Source organism: Pseudomonas sp. GW821-FHT03E01 (assembly GCF_059420765.1).
In genome coordinates this window covers 15,309-32,080 of record NZ_JBWKUI010000014.1, presented here as the reverse complement: position 1 = coordinate 32,080, position 16,772 = coordinate 15,309, and the positions used below count along the sequence as shown (strand labels likewise).

Below are 16,772 nucleotides of genomic sequence, written 5' to 3'. Positions count from 1 at the left end.
GCAAGCCTGCTCCCACATTTATTGTGTGGTGTTAAAGCGGTTTGCTGGCGATGCTCACGCCCAGGGTATGGCTAGCCCCCGGCGCCAGCGTCACCACATCATCCATCACATTTGCCGTTTCAATGCACAACATGCGCTGCCAGCCATCGTCAGCCATGTCGCTGAACGCCGCCGCACGGTCGACCCACGGGTTCCAGATCACCGCCGAGCGCGAACCGCTGCTGGTCAGTTCAATGCGTCGCTCCCAATGCGGGTCAACGATGCTCAATGTCGGCGGGGTATTCAGATAGATGCGGTCGGTCTCACCGGTAAAACGCAGATCACCGGTCTGAGTGACGGTTTTCCAGTCGTCCAGTGTCTCGATGTAACTCAAGCCATCCAGCCCTTCAACGTGCACGTTGCGCACATCGCTGACCGCGAAATAGCTGTGCAGCGCCTGGCTGATCGTGACGGGTTCGGCGCCGTTGTTTTCGCTCGTCAGGCTGATATGCAATTGTTCATCCAGACGAATGCTCAGTTTCAAGTCCACCTGATGCGGCCAGCCTGGCAGTCCGCCTTCAGGGTAGGGCAGGACGAATTCCACCTTCAGGCTTTCGCCCTCGGTTTCGATGCTGCCCAGTTCCCAGTCCATCGCTCGCACCAGCCCGTGAGCGGTCGGCGGCTCCTGGCTGATGCGCATGGCCTGGACACTCTGCGGGTTGCGCGACAGATTGCCGAACCACGGCCAGCACACCGGCACACCGGCACGAATAGCTTTGCCGGTCTTGAACACTGCCTCGTCGTTGAGCCAGATCAGCGGCGGTTGGCCGGCCAATTGATAACTGAGGATGTGCGCGCCTTGCTGGGCCACCAGCAATTCGGCCTGACCGTGGCGGATGCGCCAGCAGTTCAGTTCATCCAGTTTCACGGCTTCGACGGTGGGCGTGCTCATGGGGCGACTCTCAATCAGGAACAATGACTGCTATGGACCGCAAAACGGTCACCGCGTTTAACGAGCGCCTTGTTTAACGAGCTCTGGGCGGAACCGAACGAGTGCGGCCGCTGCCGTCGATGGCGACGAACACAAACACGGCTTCGGTCACTTTACGCCACTCGCTGGACAGTGGATCGTCGCTCCAGACTTCGACCATCATCTGAATCGAGCTGCGACCGATTTCCAGGGCCTGGGTATAGAAGGAGAGCTGAGCGCCCACCGCCACCGGCACCAGAAACGCCATGCGATCGATCGCAACGGTGGCCACGCGACCACCGGCAACCTTGCTGGCCATTGCGGTGCCAGCCAAATCCATCTGCGCCACCAGCCAGCCGCCGAAAATATCGCCAAAGCCGTTGGTTTCACGCGGAAGCGCGGTAATTTGCAGGGCCAGGTCGCCTTGCGGGATTGGATCTTCTTGTTCGAGCTCTATCATGCCGGGGGTGCCTCTGACCCGTGACTCTCATTGGTACTTCAGGTGAATAGCCGTCTCAAGGAAAAACGATTCAGCCCCGAACATACTACGTTCGTCACGTTTTTCGTAAGGCGCCTAAAGGGAAACTCTGCGAAATCGGCTGACGGGTGCCAACGACGGTTTCGCACAGCAACCCCTTACAAACCGTTGCAACGTTGTGAGTATATCGGTCGATAGACTTCGAGACGACCGTCCGGTTCTCATTTCGACCGTCAAATACGCACCTCTATGTGCTTTTTCGAACAATTTGCTATCGTGCCGAACCTGCCCAAGCCTCCGCCAGCGTTGTTGAGGTTGCAGATCTGACTATAAGAGAAGCCCTTGCCATGACCACAGCGCCCTCGAGCATCGCGCAACCAGCCCAACCTGCACGTCCGCTGACCCGCAACGACTACAAGACATTGTCGCTGTCTGCCCTGGGCGGTGCGCTGGAGTTTTACGACTTCATCATCTTTGTGTTCTTCGCCACAGTGGTCGGCAAACTGTTCTTCCCCGCCGACATGCCCGAGTGGCTGCGCCTGATGCAGACGTTCGGCATTTTCGCCGCCGGTTACCTGGCCAGGCCGCTGGGCGGCATCGTCATGGCGCACTTCGGTGACCTGCTGGGACGCAAGAAGATGTTCACCCTGAGCATTTTCATGATGGCGGTACCCACCCTGATCATGGGCTTGCTGCCGACTTATGCGCAGATAGGCATGTGGGCGCCGATCCTGTTGCTGCTGATGCGGGTGATCCAGGGCGCAGCGATTGGCGGCGAAGTGCCGGGAGCCTGGGTATTCGTTTCCGAACACGTACCGCAACGGCATATCGGTTATGCCTGCGGCACGCTGACCAGCGGTCTGACTGCCGGCATTCTTTTGGGCTCGTTGGTCGCCACGGCAATCAACAGCCTCTATACGCCGGTGGAAGTGGCCGATTACGCCTGGCGGATCCCGTTCCTGCTGGGCGGCGTGTTTGGCCTGTTCTCGGTCTACCTGCGCCGCTGGCTGCACGAAACCCCGGTGTTTGCCGAACTGCAATTGCGTAAAGCCCTGGCCGAAGAAGTGCCGCTGCGCGCTGTGCTGCGTGACCATCGCGGGGCGATTCTGATTTCCATGCTGCTGACCTGGTTGCTGTCCGCCGGGATCATCGTGGTCATCCTCATGACGCCGACTGTATTGCAGACCGTTTACCACTTCCCGCCGACTACCGCGTTGCAGGCCAACAGCCTGGCCATCGTGTTCCTGAGCCTGGGCTGTGTGGCCTCCGGTGCACTGGCTGACCGTTTTGGCGCCGGGCGGGTGTTCGTGTTCGGTAGCGCGTTGCTGCTGCTGACCTCGTGGACCTTCTATCACAGCCTGTTCAATCATCCCGACTGGCTGTTCCCGATGTATGCCCTGACCGGTTTGCTGGTCGGCACCATCGGTGCAGTGCCGTATGTGATGGTCAAAGCCTTCCCGGCGGTGGTGCGCTTCAGCGGCCTGTCGTTCTCCTACAACCTGGCCTACGCCATCTTCGGCGGCCTGACCCCGATGGTCGTCACCCTGCTGCTCAAGGAAAGCCCGATGGGGCCGGCGTATTACGTGGCGATTATTTGCGGCGTCGGGATTGTGGTGGGTGGTTACCTCTGGAAGAAAGGTCGCTAAGCCGACCGATGCCTTCGCGGGCAAGTCGGATCGCCGCACCGCTCGCTCCTACAGGTCATGCGCCAGTTTTGAAATGACACTGATCCTGTAGGAGCGAGGCTTGCCCGCGAAGAACGATGACGCGATATCCCTTCAAAAATCCAAATACTGGCCTTTCATCCAATTGTCATATTTCAGCCATAGAGTGTTCACACGGCCTGCTGATACTTGGCCCCGACTTAACACACCCTATCTGCTAGGAGTAAGGCATGAAACTGAAGCGTTTGATGGCGGCAATGACTTTTGTCGCTGCTGGCGTTGCGACTGCCAACGCGGTTGCCGCTGTTGACCCTGCTATCCCGAGCTACACCAAGACCACTGGTGTGTCGGGCAACCTGTCCAGCGTCGGCTCCGATACCCTGGCCAACCTCATGACCCTGTGGGCTGAGAACTACAAAAAAGAATACCCGAACGTAAACATCCAGATTCAGGCCGCTGGCTCTGCCACCGCGCCACCTGCGCTGACTGAAGGCACCTCCAACCTGGGCCCGATGAGCCGCAAGATGAAGGACACCGAACTGGCGGCCTTCGAGCAGAAGTACGGCTACAAGCCAACCGCTATCCCGGTGGCCGTGGACGCCCTGGCGGTCTTCGTACACAAAGACAACCCGATCCAGCACCTGACCATGGAACAAGTCGACGCGATCTTCTCCTCGACTCGTCTGTGCGGCGCCAAAGCTGATGTGAAAACCTGGGGCGACCTGGGTGTGACCGGCGACCTGGCCAACAAGCCAGTACAACTGTTCGGCCGTAACTCGGTATCCGGCACTTATGGCTACTTCAAAGAAGAAGCCCTGTGCAAAGGCGACTACAAGCCAAACGTCAACGAACAACCAGGTTCGGCTTCGGTCGTGCAGTCGATCAGCTCCTCGCTGAACGGCATCGGTTACTCGGGCATCGGCTACAAGACCGCCAGCGTGAAGACCGTGGCCCTGGCCAAGAAAGGCAGCACTGACTTCATCGAAGACAGCGAAGAAAACGCCCTGAACGGTAAATACCCGCTGTCGCGTTTCCTCTACGTATATGTCAACAAGGCCCCGAACAAGCCTCTGGCCCCGCTGGAAGCCGAGTTCGTGAAACTGGTTCTGTCCAAGCAGGGCCAGGAAGTTGTAGTGAAAGACGGCTACATCCCACTGCCAGCCAAGGTTGCTGCAAAAGCACTGGCTGACCTGGGTCTGGCGGAAGGCGGCGCTGAAGTCGCAAAAAAGTAAAACCCTAGGTCCGGGGTAAACCCGGACCTGCAGGAGCGAAGCTTGCCCGCGAAGGAATCGCCGCATCGCTCGCTCCTGCAAAGGCTCAGGGTTGCCACGCTGGCAACCCGGCCCCCCAAATTTCCGATCCACTGCCAGTTTCCACTGGCGGCGGATTTGTTGCGTCACTGCATTGTCATCTTTCTGTCATACAGGATCGCTAGGGTGTGCGCATGAATGATCTGGCCAATTCCACCATGACTACAAATCCCCCCAAGCGAATTGACTTCAATACGCCTGAGCTGCACCGCAAGCGCCGTATTCGTGCGCTGAAAGATCGCCTGACCCGTTGGTATGTGCTTGTCGGCGGCCTCGCCGTCCTGGGCGCGATCACCCTGATCTTCTTCTTCCTCGGTTATGTTGTCGCGCCGCTGTTCCAGGGGGCTGATCTGACCGCCAAAGACGCCATCACGCCCGCCTGGATGCAAGACGCCGGCAAGCCGCTGATGATCTCCCTTGAAGAACAGAACCAGGTGGCCATGCGGGTTTCCGACAAGGGCCAGGCGCTATTCTTTGATATCGATAGCGGCGCCGAACTGCGCCGTGTCGACCTGCCGATCCCGGCCGGTACCAGCGTGACCTCCATCGGTGAAGATCAACCCGGCCATCCATTGGTCGCAGTGGGGTTGTCCAACGGTCAGGTGCTGGTGTTCCGTCACACCTATAAAGTCAGCTACCCGGACGGCAAGAAAACCATCTCGCCGGCCATCGAATACCCGTACGGCGAAACGCCAATCGTGCTGAACGAGGCGGGCGGCGCTCTGGAGCACGTCAGCCTCAATGCCACCGATTCGACCCTGCTGCTGGCTGGCTCCACTGGTGCGCAACTGCATGTCATGTCGCTGACCAGCGAAGAAAACATGATGACCGGCGAAGTCACCAACGAGCAGAAACGTATCGACCTGCCGCAAATGACCGAGCCAGTGAAGAACATCTTCGTCGACCCGCGTCAGCAGTGGCTGTACGTGGTCAACGGTCGTGCTCAGGCTGACGTTTTCAGCCTGCGCGACAAGAGTCTCAACGGTCGCTACAAATTGCTCGAAGACGGCGATGCCGAGATTACCGCCAGCACCCAGCTGGTGGGTGGTATCTCACTGATCCTCGGCGACTCCAAGGGCGGTCTCGCCCAGTGGTTCATGGCTCGCGATCACGATGGCGAACTGCGCCTGAAGCAAATCCGCACCTTCCAGATGGGCGCTGCGCCGATTGTTGAAATCACCGCCGAAGAACGTCGAAAAGGCTTCGTTGCCCTTGATGCGTCCGGCAAGCTCGGCGTGTTCCACAGCACCGCGCACCGCACTTTGCTGGTGGATCAGGTGGTCGACGGCCAAGGCCTGTTCGGCCTGTCGCCACGGGCCAACCGCGTGATCGTGGAGCAAGGCGGCAAGCTGCAACCGTTGCTGCTCGACAACCCGCACCCGGAAGTTTCCTGGAGCGCGTTGTGGAGCAAGGTCTGGTACGAGAACTACGACGAGCCTAAATACGTCTGGCAATCGACTGCCGCCAACACCGACTTCGAACCCAAGCTGAGCCTCTCGCCGCTGACCTTCGGTACCCTGAAAGCCGCGTTCTACGCCATGCTGCTGGCCGCGCCCCTGGCCGTCGCCGCAGCGATCTACACCGCGTACTTCATGGCCCCGGGCATGCGTCGCAAGGTCAAACCGGTGATCGAACTGATGGAAGCGATGCCGACGGTGATCCTCGGCTTCTTCGCCGGCCTGTTCCTCGCACCGTATGTAGAAGGGCATTTGCCGGGCATCTTCAGCCTGCTGATGCTCCTGCCGATCGGCATTCTGGTGGCCGGTTTCGTCTTCAGTCGCCTGCCTGAGTCGATCCGCCTGAAAGTGCCGGACGGCTGGGAAAGCGCGATCCTGATTCCGGTGATTCTGTTCGTGGGCTGGCTGTCGCTGTACATGAGCCCGTACATGGAAGCCTGGTTCTTCGGCGGTGACATGCGTATGTGGATCTCCCACGACCTGGGCATCACCTACGACCAGCGCAACGCTCTGGTGGTCGGCCTGGCCATGGGCTTTGCAGTCATCCCGAACATCTACTCGATCGCCGAAGACGCCGTGTTCAGCGTGCCGCGCGGCCTGACCCTCGGCTCCCTGGCCCTTGGCGCCACGCCGTGGCAGACCATGACTCGCGTGGTGATCCTCACCGCCAGCCCGGGCATCTTCTCGGCGCTGATGATCGGCATGGGCCGTGCGGTCGGTGAAACCATGATCGTGCTGATGGCCACCGGTAACACCCCGGTCATGGAAATGAACCTGTTCGAAGGCCTGCGCACACTGGCAGCCAACGTCGCGGTGGAAATGCCCGAATCGGAAGTCGGCGGCAGCCACTACCGCGTGCTGTTCCTCTCGGCGCTGGTGCTGCTGTTGTTCACCTTCATCATGAACACCCTCGCGGAACTGATTCGTCAGCGTCTGCGCAAGAAATACTCGTCGCTTTAACAAAGGTAGAAGTCTGTGAAACAGAACTCCCTGAATGGATGGTTCAAGAGCGGCGCCCCCGGCGTCTGGATCAGCGGCGGCGCGGTGTCCATTGCGGTCATCATGACCATTGGCCTGCTGGCGGTCATTGCCGTGCGCGGTCTGGGGCACTTCTGGCCGGCGGACCTGATCCACGCCAATTACGACGTGCCGGGCCAGGCCAACCACCTGGTCATCGGCGAAGTGGTGCAGAAGGAAGAAGTGCCACGCGAGCGCCTGAAAACCGCTGGCCTGCCGGTGCCCGATCAGGGCCCGGAGTTCATGACCCGCGAGCTGATCAAGGTCGGCAACCGCGATCTGAACGGCACGGACTTCACCTGGATTGTCGGCGAGTGGCTGACCAACCAGAAAACCCCGCCAGAGCTGATGACCATCGAGCGTCGCGAGTGGGGCAACTTCTACGGCTATCTGGTCAACGTTAAAGAGGACGGCAAGGTCGTCGCTGAAGGCGAAGCCGCATGGCCTGAGTTGCAGGCCCGTGTCGATCGCGTCAACCAGTTGGCTGGGCAGCTCAAGAGCCTGGAAAAAACCGACATCGGCGCGATCAACGCCGGTCTCGAACGTGTTCGTCTGCACGGTCGCAAGCTGGAATTGGCCGGCCGTCTCGACGCTACCGCACAGGCGGACCTGGAGTCTGAGCGCGCCGAGCTGAATGCCCGTTATCAGGAAATCGAAGCGCGTCTGAACGACCTGCACAAGCAGTTCAACCGTGACAGCCTGACGGCTCGTGACGCGAACGGTAAAGAGGTCGAGATCGGTATCGGCAAAGTGGTTCACGCCTATCAGCCGAACGCCATGAGCACCTTTACCAAGGTGGGCTTCTACTTCAGCAAGGTCTGGGAATTCCTCAGTGATGACCCGCGCGAAGCCAACACCGAAGGCGGGATCTTCCCGGCGATTTTCGGCACCGTGATGATGACCCTGATCATGGCGATGATCGTCACTCCGTTCGGTGTGCTGGCGGCGGTCTACCTGCGTGAATACGCCAAGCAGAACACCCTGACCCGAGTGATCCGTATTGCGGTGAACAACCTGGCGGGCGTACCGGCGATCGTTTACGGCGTGTTCGGCCTGGGCTTCTTCGTTTATGTACTGGGCGGCTCGATCGACCGGTTGTTCTTCCCCGAAGCCTTGCCGGCGCCGACCTTCGGTACGCCGGGTCTGTTGTGGGCTTCGTTGACCTTGGCCCTGCTGGCTGTGCCGGTGGTGATCGTGGCCACCGAAGAAGGCCTGGCGCGGATTCCTCGCACCGTACGCGAAGGCTCGTTGGCCCTCGGCGCGACCAAGGCCGAGACCTTGTGGAAGATCGTGCTGCCGATGGCCAGCCCGGCAATGATGACCGGCATGATCCTCGCCGTGGCCCGCGCCGCCGGTGAAGTGGCGCCGCTGATGCTGGTGGGTGTAGTGAAACTGGCACCGTCGCTGCCGCTGGATGGCAACTACCCGTACCTGCACCTGGACCAGAAGATCATGCACCTGGGCTTCCACATTTATGACGTCGGCTTCCAGAGCCCGAACGTAGAAGCCGCGCGGCCGCTGGTGTATGCCACGGCGCTGCTGCTGGTGCTGGTGATCGCGACATTGAACCTGTCGGCCGTTTATATCCGTAACCACCTGCGCGAGAAGTACAAGGCGCTGGATAGCTGATCAACACCGAACTGTAGGAGCCGGCTTGCTGGCGAAGGCATCACCGCGGTGAGCCTGCGGGACCGAGTTGTCTGCATCGCCAGCAAGCCGGCTCCTACAAAGAATTGCGTAACCGCGGGCCTGGCCTGCGGCCCCGAACCGAATTTGTTAGCACAGGGAGCCTCCCATGCAGCACGAAGCACACACTCACGGCATCAACATGTCGGCCCTGGGCCGCGACAAACAGAGCCTGAGTCTCGAGCAGGAAACCGTGGCCATCGAAGTGCCGGGGTTGAGCCTGTTCTACGGCGACAAACAAGCGCTGTATGACGTCAGCATGAACATCCCGAAACAGCGCGTGACCGCCTTCATCGGCCCGTCCGGCTGTGGCAAGTCCACGCTGTTGCGCACTTTCAACCGCATGAACGACCTGGTGGATGGCTGCCGCGTCGAAGGCGCGATCAACCTCTACGGCAACAACATCTACCGCAAGGGCGAGGACGTGGCCGAGCTGCGTCGTCGCGTCGGCATGGTGTTCCAGAAGCCCAACCCGTTCCCGAAAACCATCTATGAAAACGTGGTTTACGGCTTGCGCATCCAGGGCATCAACAAAAAGCGCATCCTCGACGAAGCCGTCGAGTGGGCGTTGAAAGGCGCGGCGCTGTGGGATGAAGTCAAGGATCGTCTGCACGAGTCGGCACTCGGTCTGTCCGGTGGTCAGCAGCAACGTCTGGTGATTGCCCGCACCATCGCCGTGGAGCCGGAAGTGCTGCTGCTCGACGAACCGTGCTCGGCACTCGACCCGATCTCCACGCTGAAAGTCGAAGAGCTGATCTACGAACTGAAATCCAAGTTCACCATTGTTATCGTGACCCACAACATGCAACAGGCCGCGCGTGTTTCCGACTACACGGCGTTCATGTATATGGGCAAACTGGTGGAGTTCGGCGACACCGACACCCTGTTCACCAATCCGGCGAAGAAGCAGACCGAAGACTACATCACCGGTCGTTACGGCTAGGAAGCTGTTGTTGCTCACTGAACTGACGCTGCGGCCCACCGCACCTTACCGGACGCTCCAAGGACGCCAACATGATTAGTAAAGAAGGCCTTACCCATCACATCTCCCAGCAGTTCAACGCTGAGCTCGAGGAAGTGCGCAGCCACCTCCTGGCCATGGGCGGGCTGGTCGAGAAGCAGGTCAACGACGCGGTCACCGCGCTGATCGAGGCCGATTCCGGCCTGGCCCAGCAAGTGCGCGAGGTCGACGACCAGATCAACCAGATGGAACGCAACATCGACGAAGAATGCCTGCGCATTCTGGCCCGTCGTCAGCCGGCGGCGTCGGACTTGCGTCTGATCATCAGCATCTCCAAATCGGTGATCGACCTCGAGCGTATCGGCGACGAAGCCACCAAGATCGCCCGTCGCGCCATTCAGTTGTGTGAAGAAGGCGAAGCGCCGCGCGGTTATGTCGAGGTTCGCCACATCGGCGACCAGGTGCGCAACATGGTTCGCGATGCCCTGGACGCATTTGCCCGCTTCGACGCCGACCTGGCGCTGTCGGTGGCGCAGTACGACAAGATCATCGACCGCGAATACAAGACCGCGCTGCGCGAACTCGCCACCTACATGATGGAAGATCCACGCTCTATCTCGCGTGTCTTGAGCATTATCTGGGTGCTGCGTTCCCTTGAGCGAATCGGCGACCACGCGCGCAATATCTCGGAACTGGTGATTTACCTGGTGCGCGGCACCGACGTGCGTCACCTGGGCCTCAAGCGCATGAAGGAAGAAGTGGAAGGCACAAGTGCCGAAACCGCTAATGTTCCGGACAAAGCTGACGATAAGTAAGGTTGCCCAAGAAAAAGCGCCCGGCCTCTTGGCCGGGCGTTTTTGTTTGTGTGGCTTTTGAACTGAAAAGCCGAATTGAAAAGCAGCACCCGCGAACGAAAAGTCCCGGCGTGACTGAAGAGTTTTGGCAAAGTGCCATCAGCCAGCGTTATGCTTGCCGGGATTTTTAAAGGGGTGTTGGATGAGCAAGATCAGTGTGTTGGTCGTGGACGATGCGTCGTTCATTCGTGACCTGGTAAAAAAGTGCCTGCGCAACTACTTCCCGGGGATCCGGACCGAAGATGCAGTCAACGGTAAAAAGGCCCAGGCCATGCTGGCCAAGGAAGCGTTCGACCTGGTTCTGTGCGACTGGGAAATGCCGGAAATGTCCGGTCTGGAGTTGCTGACTTGGTGCCGTGAGCAGGACAACCTCAAGACCATGCCGTTCGTGATGGTGACCAGCCGTGGCGATAAAGAAAACGTGGTCCAGGCGATCCAGGCCGGGGTTTCCGGCTACGTCAGCAAGCCATTCACCAACGAGCAGCTGTTGACCAAGGTCAAGCAGGCCCTGAACAAGGTCGGCAAGCTCGATACCTTGATGAACAGCGCGCCGACCAAAATGAACTCGGCGTTCGGCAACGATTCCCTGAGCGCATTGACCGGTGGCAAAGCGGCGGTAGTCGCACCCTCGGCTGCAGCGGTCAACCCGTTTGCCAAACCTGCCGCCGCCGCGCCAGCCCCGGCTGCGGCGCCGTCTCGCGGCCTGCTCAACAATCCACCGGTCAAGGCGCCTGCCTCCGCATCAGCTGGCGGTCGTGGCCAAGGCCAACTGCGTCTGTCGAGCGGCACACAGCAATGCGTGATCAAGGCCTTGAGCATCAAGGAAGCGCTGCTGGTGGTGAAACGCACTGACACCTTGCCGCAAGTCCTCGACAACGCCGTACTCGACCTGGAGCAGGGCGACAATGCCGAAACTGCCCGTCTTAACGGCTACTTGCACGCCATCGTCGCCCACGAGCCGAAGCCGGACAGCGAGTGGCTGCAACTGACGTTCCGCTTTGTCGACCAGGATGCACAGAAGCTCGACTACATCTCCCGCCTGATCGCCCGTGGCACCGCGCAGAAGCACTTCGTACCGGGTGCGTAACGTGTACCGCTGATCGTTCCCACGCTCTGCGTGGGAATACCTCCCCGGACGCTCCGCGTCCGCTTCGGATGGGACGCAGAGCGTCCCGTGCTGCATTCCCAGGCAGAGCGTGGGAATGATCATTTGAAACATCTGTCGACTACGCAGGTCCATTTCTGCTGCTAGGCTCCTTCCCAGGCCTACTCAACAGAATTTTGCCCATGCTCGCGCGCCTGCTGTTTTTCTGTGGTCTTTTCATGGCATCCACCTCGGCTGTGGCCATGACGATCTATAAGTCCACTGATGCCAGTGGCGTGGTCTCTTACAGCGACCGCCCCACCAAAGGCGCGAAGGTGTTCGTTTTTCGCGACCGAATGGTCGAACACCTTGAGCGGCAGGTGTACCTCGACATCAAGAGGCTGAATGGCATGGACAGCGTGTTCGTGCGCAACGACCTGTATGCGCCGGTCGAGATCGAGCTGAGTTTCGACAGACTGCAGAACGTCAGCGGAGCGCCGAGCCGACCGATCCGGCGGGTGATGCCGGCGCGCAGTAACCTTCGTCTGGCCCTGCTCACGCCGACGAAGGCCGGAAGGCCGATCGTGTATAACCCAAGGTTCGCATATTTCCTGGGCGACCCCTCAGGGGCTGCCATGGCCTATCGATATCCGTTGCCCTGGCGTGGCGGTCCGTTTCGGCTGACCCAGGGCCCCAATGGCCAATACAGCCACTACGGACCGAAGAACCGTTACGCGATGGATATCGCCATGCCCGAAGGCACGCCGATCATCGCGGCGCGCGGCGGGGTGGTGGTGAAAACCGAGAATGGCCAGACCGGGCGCGGCAACGATCCATCGGGCAATTTCGTGCGGGTGTTGCACGATGACGGGACGATGGGCGTGTACCTGCACCTCAAGAAAGGTTCAGTCTGCGTACGGGAAGGTCAGCGGGTAGTGGTGGGCAGTGCGCTGGCGCTGTCGGGCAACACCGGCAACAGCAGCGGCCCGCACCTGCACTTCGTGGTGCAGCGCAATACCGGGTTGGGCCTGGTGTCGATTCCGTACCAGTTCAATCAACCGGTGGGGGCGTTGCCCAACTTTGCGTTGGGCAGTAGGAGCCGGCTTGCTGGCGATGAACGATAACGCGGTATAACAGAGACACCGCAGCGCTCCTGATCGCCAGCAAGCCGGCTCCTACAAGGGCGTGGCTCAGTCCAGCATCAACACCTTGGCCAATATGATCTTCGGCCCTTTCATCTTTTTGATGATGATCCGCAAACCTTCGACTTCCAGCACTTCTTCCTCTTCCGGCACCCGTTTCAGGGTTTCGTAGACCAGCCCGGCGAGGGTTTCGGCTTCGATGTGGTCCAGGTCGATGCCCAGCAGGCGTTCCACCTTGAACAGCGGCGTATCACCCCGCACCAGCAGCTTGCCCGGCTGATACGCGAGGATCCCGCGTTCAGCCTTGCGGTGTTCGTCCTGAATGTCGCCCACCAGCACTTCCAGCACGTCTTCCATGGTCAGGTAGCCGATGATGTTGCCGTCGGCTTCCTCGACCAAGGCGAAGTGCGAGCCGCCCTTGCGGAACTGCTCCAGCAGTTGCGACAGCGGCATGTGCCGCGATACGCGCTCCAGTGGTCGGGTCAGTTCGGCGAGGTTGAACGACTCGGGAATGTGATCAAGGGCGGCCAGTTCCAGCAGCAGATCCTTGATGTGCAGCAGGCCGACGAACTCCTTGCGCTCGCTGTCGTACACCGGGTAGCGGCTGAACTTGTGGCGACGGAACAACGCCAGGATTTCCTTGAGCGGAGCGTTGAACTCGAGGGTGACCAGGTCTTCCCGGGAGTTGGCCCAGTCGACCACTTCCAGCTCGCCCATTTCCACCGCCGAGGCCAGTACGCGCATGCCTTGGTCGCTTGGGTCCTGGCCACGGCTGGAGTGCAGGATCAGTTTCAGTTCTTCGCGGCTGTAATGGTGCTCGTGGTGCGGGCCGGGCTCACCTTGCCCGGCGATGCGCAGGATCTGGTTGGCGCTGGCGTTGAGCAGGTAGATGGCCGGGTACATGGCCCAGTAGAACAAGTACAGCGGCACCGCCGTCCACAGCGACAGCAACTCGGGTTTGCGGATGGCCCAGGATTTTGGTGCCAGCTCACCGACCACGATGTGCAGGTACGAAATGATGAAGAACGCCGTGAAGAACGAAACCGCCTTGACCACCTCAGCGGAATCTACACCCACGGCACTCAGCACAGGCTCCAGGAGGTGCGCGAACGCCGGTTCGCCGACCCAGCCCAGACCCAGAGAGGCGAGGGTGATACCCAATTGGCACGCTGACAGGTAAGCATCGAGCTGACTGTGTACGGTGCGCAGGATGTGCCCGCGCCAGCCGTGCTGTTCAGCGATGGCTTCGACCCGGGTCGAGCGCAGTTTGACCATGGCAAACTCTGCCGCAACGAAAAAGCCGTTGAGCAAAACCAGGATCAGAGCAAAAAGAATCATGCCGAAGTCGGCGAATATTGTTGCGAGGGTCAAGCCAGGGGAAGGGTCCATGATGGAGTTTTGCGGGTTCCGTGTATTCAAAAAAGGGGGAAATGCAGTGCCTGAAGGGCAGGCACAAGTCAGCCAATGTAGCGGCTGACTGATCGATTGCCTAGTGGCGAGTGCTAGTCGGTATCAGTCCGCGGCGCTGATCACGCGGGATTTGGTGACCTGGGCCGGCGCGAAATGGCAGGTAAACGTGCTGCCATGCCCCGGCACACTGCTGATTTCCATGCGTGCCCGGTGGCGCAGCAACACGTGCTTGACGATGGCCAGCCCCAGCCCGGTGCCGCCGGTGTTGGAATTGCGGCTGGAATCGACGCGGTAGAAGCGTTCGGTCAGGCGCGGCAGGTGTTTGCTGTCGATGCCGATTCCCGAATCCTGCACGCTCAGGTGTGCACCTTGCTCGTCGCCCCACCAGCGAATGCGGATATTGCCCTCGGCCGGGGTGTATTTCACCGCGTTGAACACCAGATTGGAAAACGCACTGCGCAGTTCGGCTTCACTGCCCTTGAGCAGAATCGTCGGGTCGGCTTCCAGGGTGATGCGCTGATTTTTCTGACCCGACAGCTGTTGGGCGTCGCTCTTGATCGATTGCAGCAGGCTATCGATGGACACTGGTTGGTTGTCCGATGGGTAATCGGTGGCTTCCAGTTTGGCCAGCAGCAGCAAATCGTTAAGCAAGGTCTGCATGCGCCCGCCTTGCTGCTGCATTTGCTGCAGGGCACGGGTCCAGCGCGGATTCACGTCCTCGACGTTATCGAGCAGGGTTTCCAGGTAGCCGCAAATCACCGTCAGGGGTGTGCGCAGCTCGTGGGACACGTTGGCGATGAAGTCTTTGCGCATCTGCTCCAGCTGATGGATACGCGTCACGTCGCGCACCAGCATCAAGTGCTCGTTGTTGCCGTAGCGGGTGATGTACAGCTGAATGCGCAGGCGATCATTGATCGGCGACGGAATCTCCAATGGTTCGGCGTAGTTGTCCTGCTCGAAGTATTCCTTGAAACGCGGATGGCGCACCAGGTTGGTCACCGGCTGGCCGCTGTCCTGAGGAGTCTTGAGGCCGAGCAGGGTTTCGGCGGCGCGGTTCCACCACTCAAGGTTGCCGTCGCTGTCGAGCATGATCACTGCGTCTTTCAGCGCGGCAGTGGATTCCTGGACCCGGTCGATCACCGCTTGCAGGCGCCCGCGTACCCGTTGGTCGCGGCGTTGCAGGTGATAGATGCTGTCGAACACTTCGCCCCACAGGCCATAGCCGTCGGGCGGTGCTTCATCGGGTTGGTGCAGGCGCAGCCATTCGTGCAGGCGCAGCAGCTGTTTGAGGGTCCAGGCCAGGTAAACACCCAGGCCCACGGCGAGACTCCAGCCGTAGTAGCCGGAAATCAGGCCGATCACCAGGCAGGCGGTGACCAGCAACAGCATGTGGCGAATCAGGGTGCCATGCCAGTTTTGGTTCACGGAAAATATGCGTCCTTGTCAGCGAGGCTGGCGGCCGGCTCAGGCCTTGGTGGAAAACCGGTAGCCGGTGCCGCGCACGGTTTGTACCAGATTTTCGTAAGCATCGCCGAGGGCTTTGCGCAGGCGACGGATGTGCACGTCGACAGTGCGCTCTTCGACGTAGACATTGCCGCCCCAGACCTGATCCAGCAACTGGCCGCGAGTGTAGGCGCGTTCCTGGTGGGTCATGAAGAATTGCAGCAAACGGTACTCGGTCGGGCCCATCTCGGCAGGTTTGCCGTCGATGGTCACGCGGTGGCTGATCGGGTCCAGCAGCAGGCCGCCGACTTCGATCGGCGCTTCGCCATCGGTCGGGCCGGCGCGACGCAGCACGGCTTTGAGGCGGGCCACCAGTTCGCGGGGGGAAAACGGTTTGGTGATGTAGTCGTCGGCGCCGACTTCCAGGCCCTGGATCTTGTTGTCCTCTTCGCCCTTGGCGGTGAGCATGATGATCGGGATATCCCCGGTCAGTTCGTCGCGCTTGAGGCGGCGGGCCAACTCGATGCCGGAAGTGCCGGGCAGCATCCAGTCGAGCAGAATCAGGTCCGGTTTGCGGTCGACGATAATGGCATGGGCCTGCTGTGAGTTCTCCGCCTCCAGGCAGTCATAGCCGGCCATTTCCAACGCAACGGCGATCATTTCGCGAATGGGCGCTTCGTCGTCGACGATCAGAATGCTCCTGCCAACCATGCCTTAATCCTCTTGTCATTTAACTGTCTTGCGCCGCATTAGATAACGGAATTATTGCAGTCGTGTGACAGTATTTTAGCCGGCCTGCGATTGTCGCGATCCTGAACTAAGCTCTAATTCCGAATCCTGACAACCACAAAAGGAAGGTTTCCATGAATCACATTGCTAAATCCTGGAAGGTCCTGCTGGTCACGGCTGCGTTAACGCTGCCGTCCCTGGCCTTTGCGGCAGAACCCGCCATGATGAAAGGCGGCATGATGGTCGATCAGAAGGGTATGACCTTGTATACCTTTGACAAGGACAAGGACGGCAAGTCGATGTGCATGGGTGAGTGTGCGAAGAACTGGCCGCCGATGATGGCTCCGATGGATGCCAAGCCCATGGGTGAATGGAAGCCGATCAAGCGTGACGACGGCACAATGCAATGGACTTACGACGGTAAGCCAATGTACACCTACAAAATGGACAGCAAGCCGGGAGACATGAAAGGCGACGGCATGATGAAAATGTGGCACGTGATTGGCGAACACAAGTAAGCGATTTGCCTGCCCTGTAAACAGTCTGTAGCAGCTGGCGAAGCCTGAGTTCGGCAGCTGCTACAGATCA

The 16,772-nt window shown here is 59.9% G+C and carries 14 protein-coding genes; 9 read left to right on the top strand and 5 right to left on the bottom strand.

Features of this window, described 5'->3' with window-relative positions; genetic code table 11:
* Nucleotides 1-31: 31 nt before the first annotated feature.
* Together AC07VO_RS22680 and AC07VO_RS22675 are read right to left on the bottom strand one after the other, a co-directional pair.
* Nucleotides 32-931 (bottom strand): D-hexose-6-phosphate mutarotase, encoded by a 900-nt coding sequence (locus AC07VO_RS22680; RefSeq protein WP_018927388.1) that lies wholly within the window; start codon nt 929-931, stop codon nt 32-34.
* 73 nt (nt 932-1,004) lie between these two features.
* Nucleotides 1,005-1,409, bottom strand: a complete 405-nt coding sequence (locus tag AC07VO_RS22675) for an acyl-CoA thioesterase (protein ID WP_007896491.1) — start codon at nt 1,407-1,409, stop codon at nt 1,005-1,007.
* A gap of 365 nt (nt 1,410-1,774) precedes the next feature.
* On the opposite strand from AC07VO_RS22675, the gene AC07VO_RS22670 reads away from it, so the two are divergent.
* From AC07VO_RS22670 to AC07VO_RS22635, 8 genes are all read left to right on the top strand, one after another.
* Complete coding sequence (locus AC07VO_RS22670) at nt 1,775-3,073, top strand: MFS transporter (RefSeq protein WP_018927389.1); 1,299 nt, start codon at nt 1,775-1,777, stop codon at nt 3,071-3,073.
* Nucleotides 3,074-3,321: 248 nt separating this feature from the next.
* Nucleotides 3,322-4,323: a phosphate ABC transporter substrate-binding protein PstS gene (locus tag AC07VO_RS22665; protein ID WP_018927390.1), complete on the top strand. Its 1,002-nt coding sequence runs from the start codon at nt 3,322-3,324 to the stop codon at nt 4,321-4,323.
* A 461-nt stretch (nt 4,324-4,784) separates the two neighbouring features.
* Entirely contained in the window at nt 4,785-6,818 is a 2,034-nt protein-coding gene (locus AC07VO_RS22660) for an ABC transporter permease subunit (RefSeq protein ID WP_172901218.1), read from the top strand.
* Nucleotides 6,819-6,833: 15 nt separating this feature from the next.
* Nucleotides 6,834-8,504 (top strand): phosphate ABC transporter permease PstA, encoded by a 1,671-nt coding sequence (gene pstA, locus AC07VO_RS22655; protein WP_018927392.1) that lies wholly within the window; start codon nt 6,834-6,836, stop codon nt 8,502-8,504.
* Between the two features lie 166 nt (nt 8,505-8,670).
* Nucleotides 8,671-9,504: a phosphate ABC transporter ATP-binding protein PstB gene (pstB, locus tag AC07VO_RS22650; RefSeq protein WP_008150054.1), complete on the top strand. Its 834-nt coding sequence runs from the start codon at nt 8,671-8,673 to the stop codon at nt 9,502-9,504.
* Between the two features lie 71 nt (nt 9,505-9,575).
* Nucleotides 9,576-10,337: a phosphate signaling complex protein PhoU gene (gene phoU, locus AC07VO_RS22645; RefSeq protein WP_007934507.1), complete on the top strand. Its 762-nt coding sequence runs from the start codon at nt 9,576-9,578 to the stop codon at nt 10,335-10,337.
* A gap of 181 nt (nt 10,338-10,518) precedes the next feature.
* Nucleotides 10,519-11,463 (top strand): response regulator, encoded by a 945-nt coding sequence (locus tag AC07VO_RS22640; RefSeq protein ID WP_086945212.1) that lies wholly within the window; start codon nt 10,519-10,521, stop codon nt 11,461-11,463.
* Between the two features lie 200 nt (nt 11,464-11,663).
* A complete protein-coding gene (locus AC07VO_RS22635) occupies nt 11,664-12,584 on the top strand; it encodes a peptidoglycan DD-metalloendopeptidase family protein (RefSeq protein ID WP_018927394.1) in 921 nt (306 codons plus the stop codon).
* Nucleotides 12,585-12,650: 66 nt separating this feature from the next.
* Here AC07VO_RS22635 and AC07VO_RS22630 read toward each other — a convergent pair whose 3' ends face one another.
* The 3 genes from AC07VO_RS22630 to phoB all read right to left on the bottom strand — a co-directional run bounded on the left by AC07VO_RS22630 (nt 12,651) and on the right by phoB (nt 16,166).
* Complete coding sequence (locus tag AC07VO_RS22630) at nt 12,651-13,991, bottom strand: hemolysin family protein (protein WP_018927395.1); 1,341 nt, start codon at nt 13,989-13,991, stop codon at nt 12,651-12,653.
* A gap of 123 nt (nt 13,992-14,114) precedes the next feature.
* Entirely contained in the window at nt 14,115-15,437 is a 1,323-nt protein-coding gene (gene phoR / locus AC07VO_RS22625) for a phosphate regulon sensor histidine kinase PhoR (protein ID WP_018927396.1), read from the bottom strand.
* A 39-nt stretch (nt 15,438-15,476) separates the two neighbouring features.
* Nucleotides 15,477-16,166, bottom strand: a complete 690-nt coding sequence (gene phoB, locus AC07VO_RS22620) for a phosphate regulon transcriptional regulator PhoB (RefSeq protein WP_007896474.1) — start codon at nt 16,164-16,166, stop codon at nt 15,477-15,479.
* Nucleotides 16,167-16,318: 152 nt separating this feature from the next.
* Between phoB and AC07VO_RS22615 the strand changes: the two genes are divergently transcribed.
* A complete protein-coding gene (locus AC07VO_RS22615; RefSeq protein WP_018927397.1) occupies nt 16,319-16,702 on the top strand; it encodes a COG4315 family predicted lipoprotein in 384 nt (127 codons plus the stop codon).
* Nucleotides 16,703-16,772: the final 70 nt, after the last annotated feature.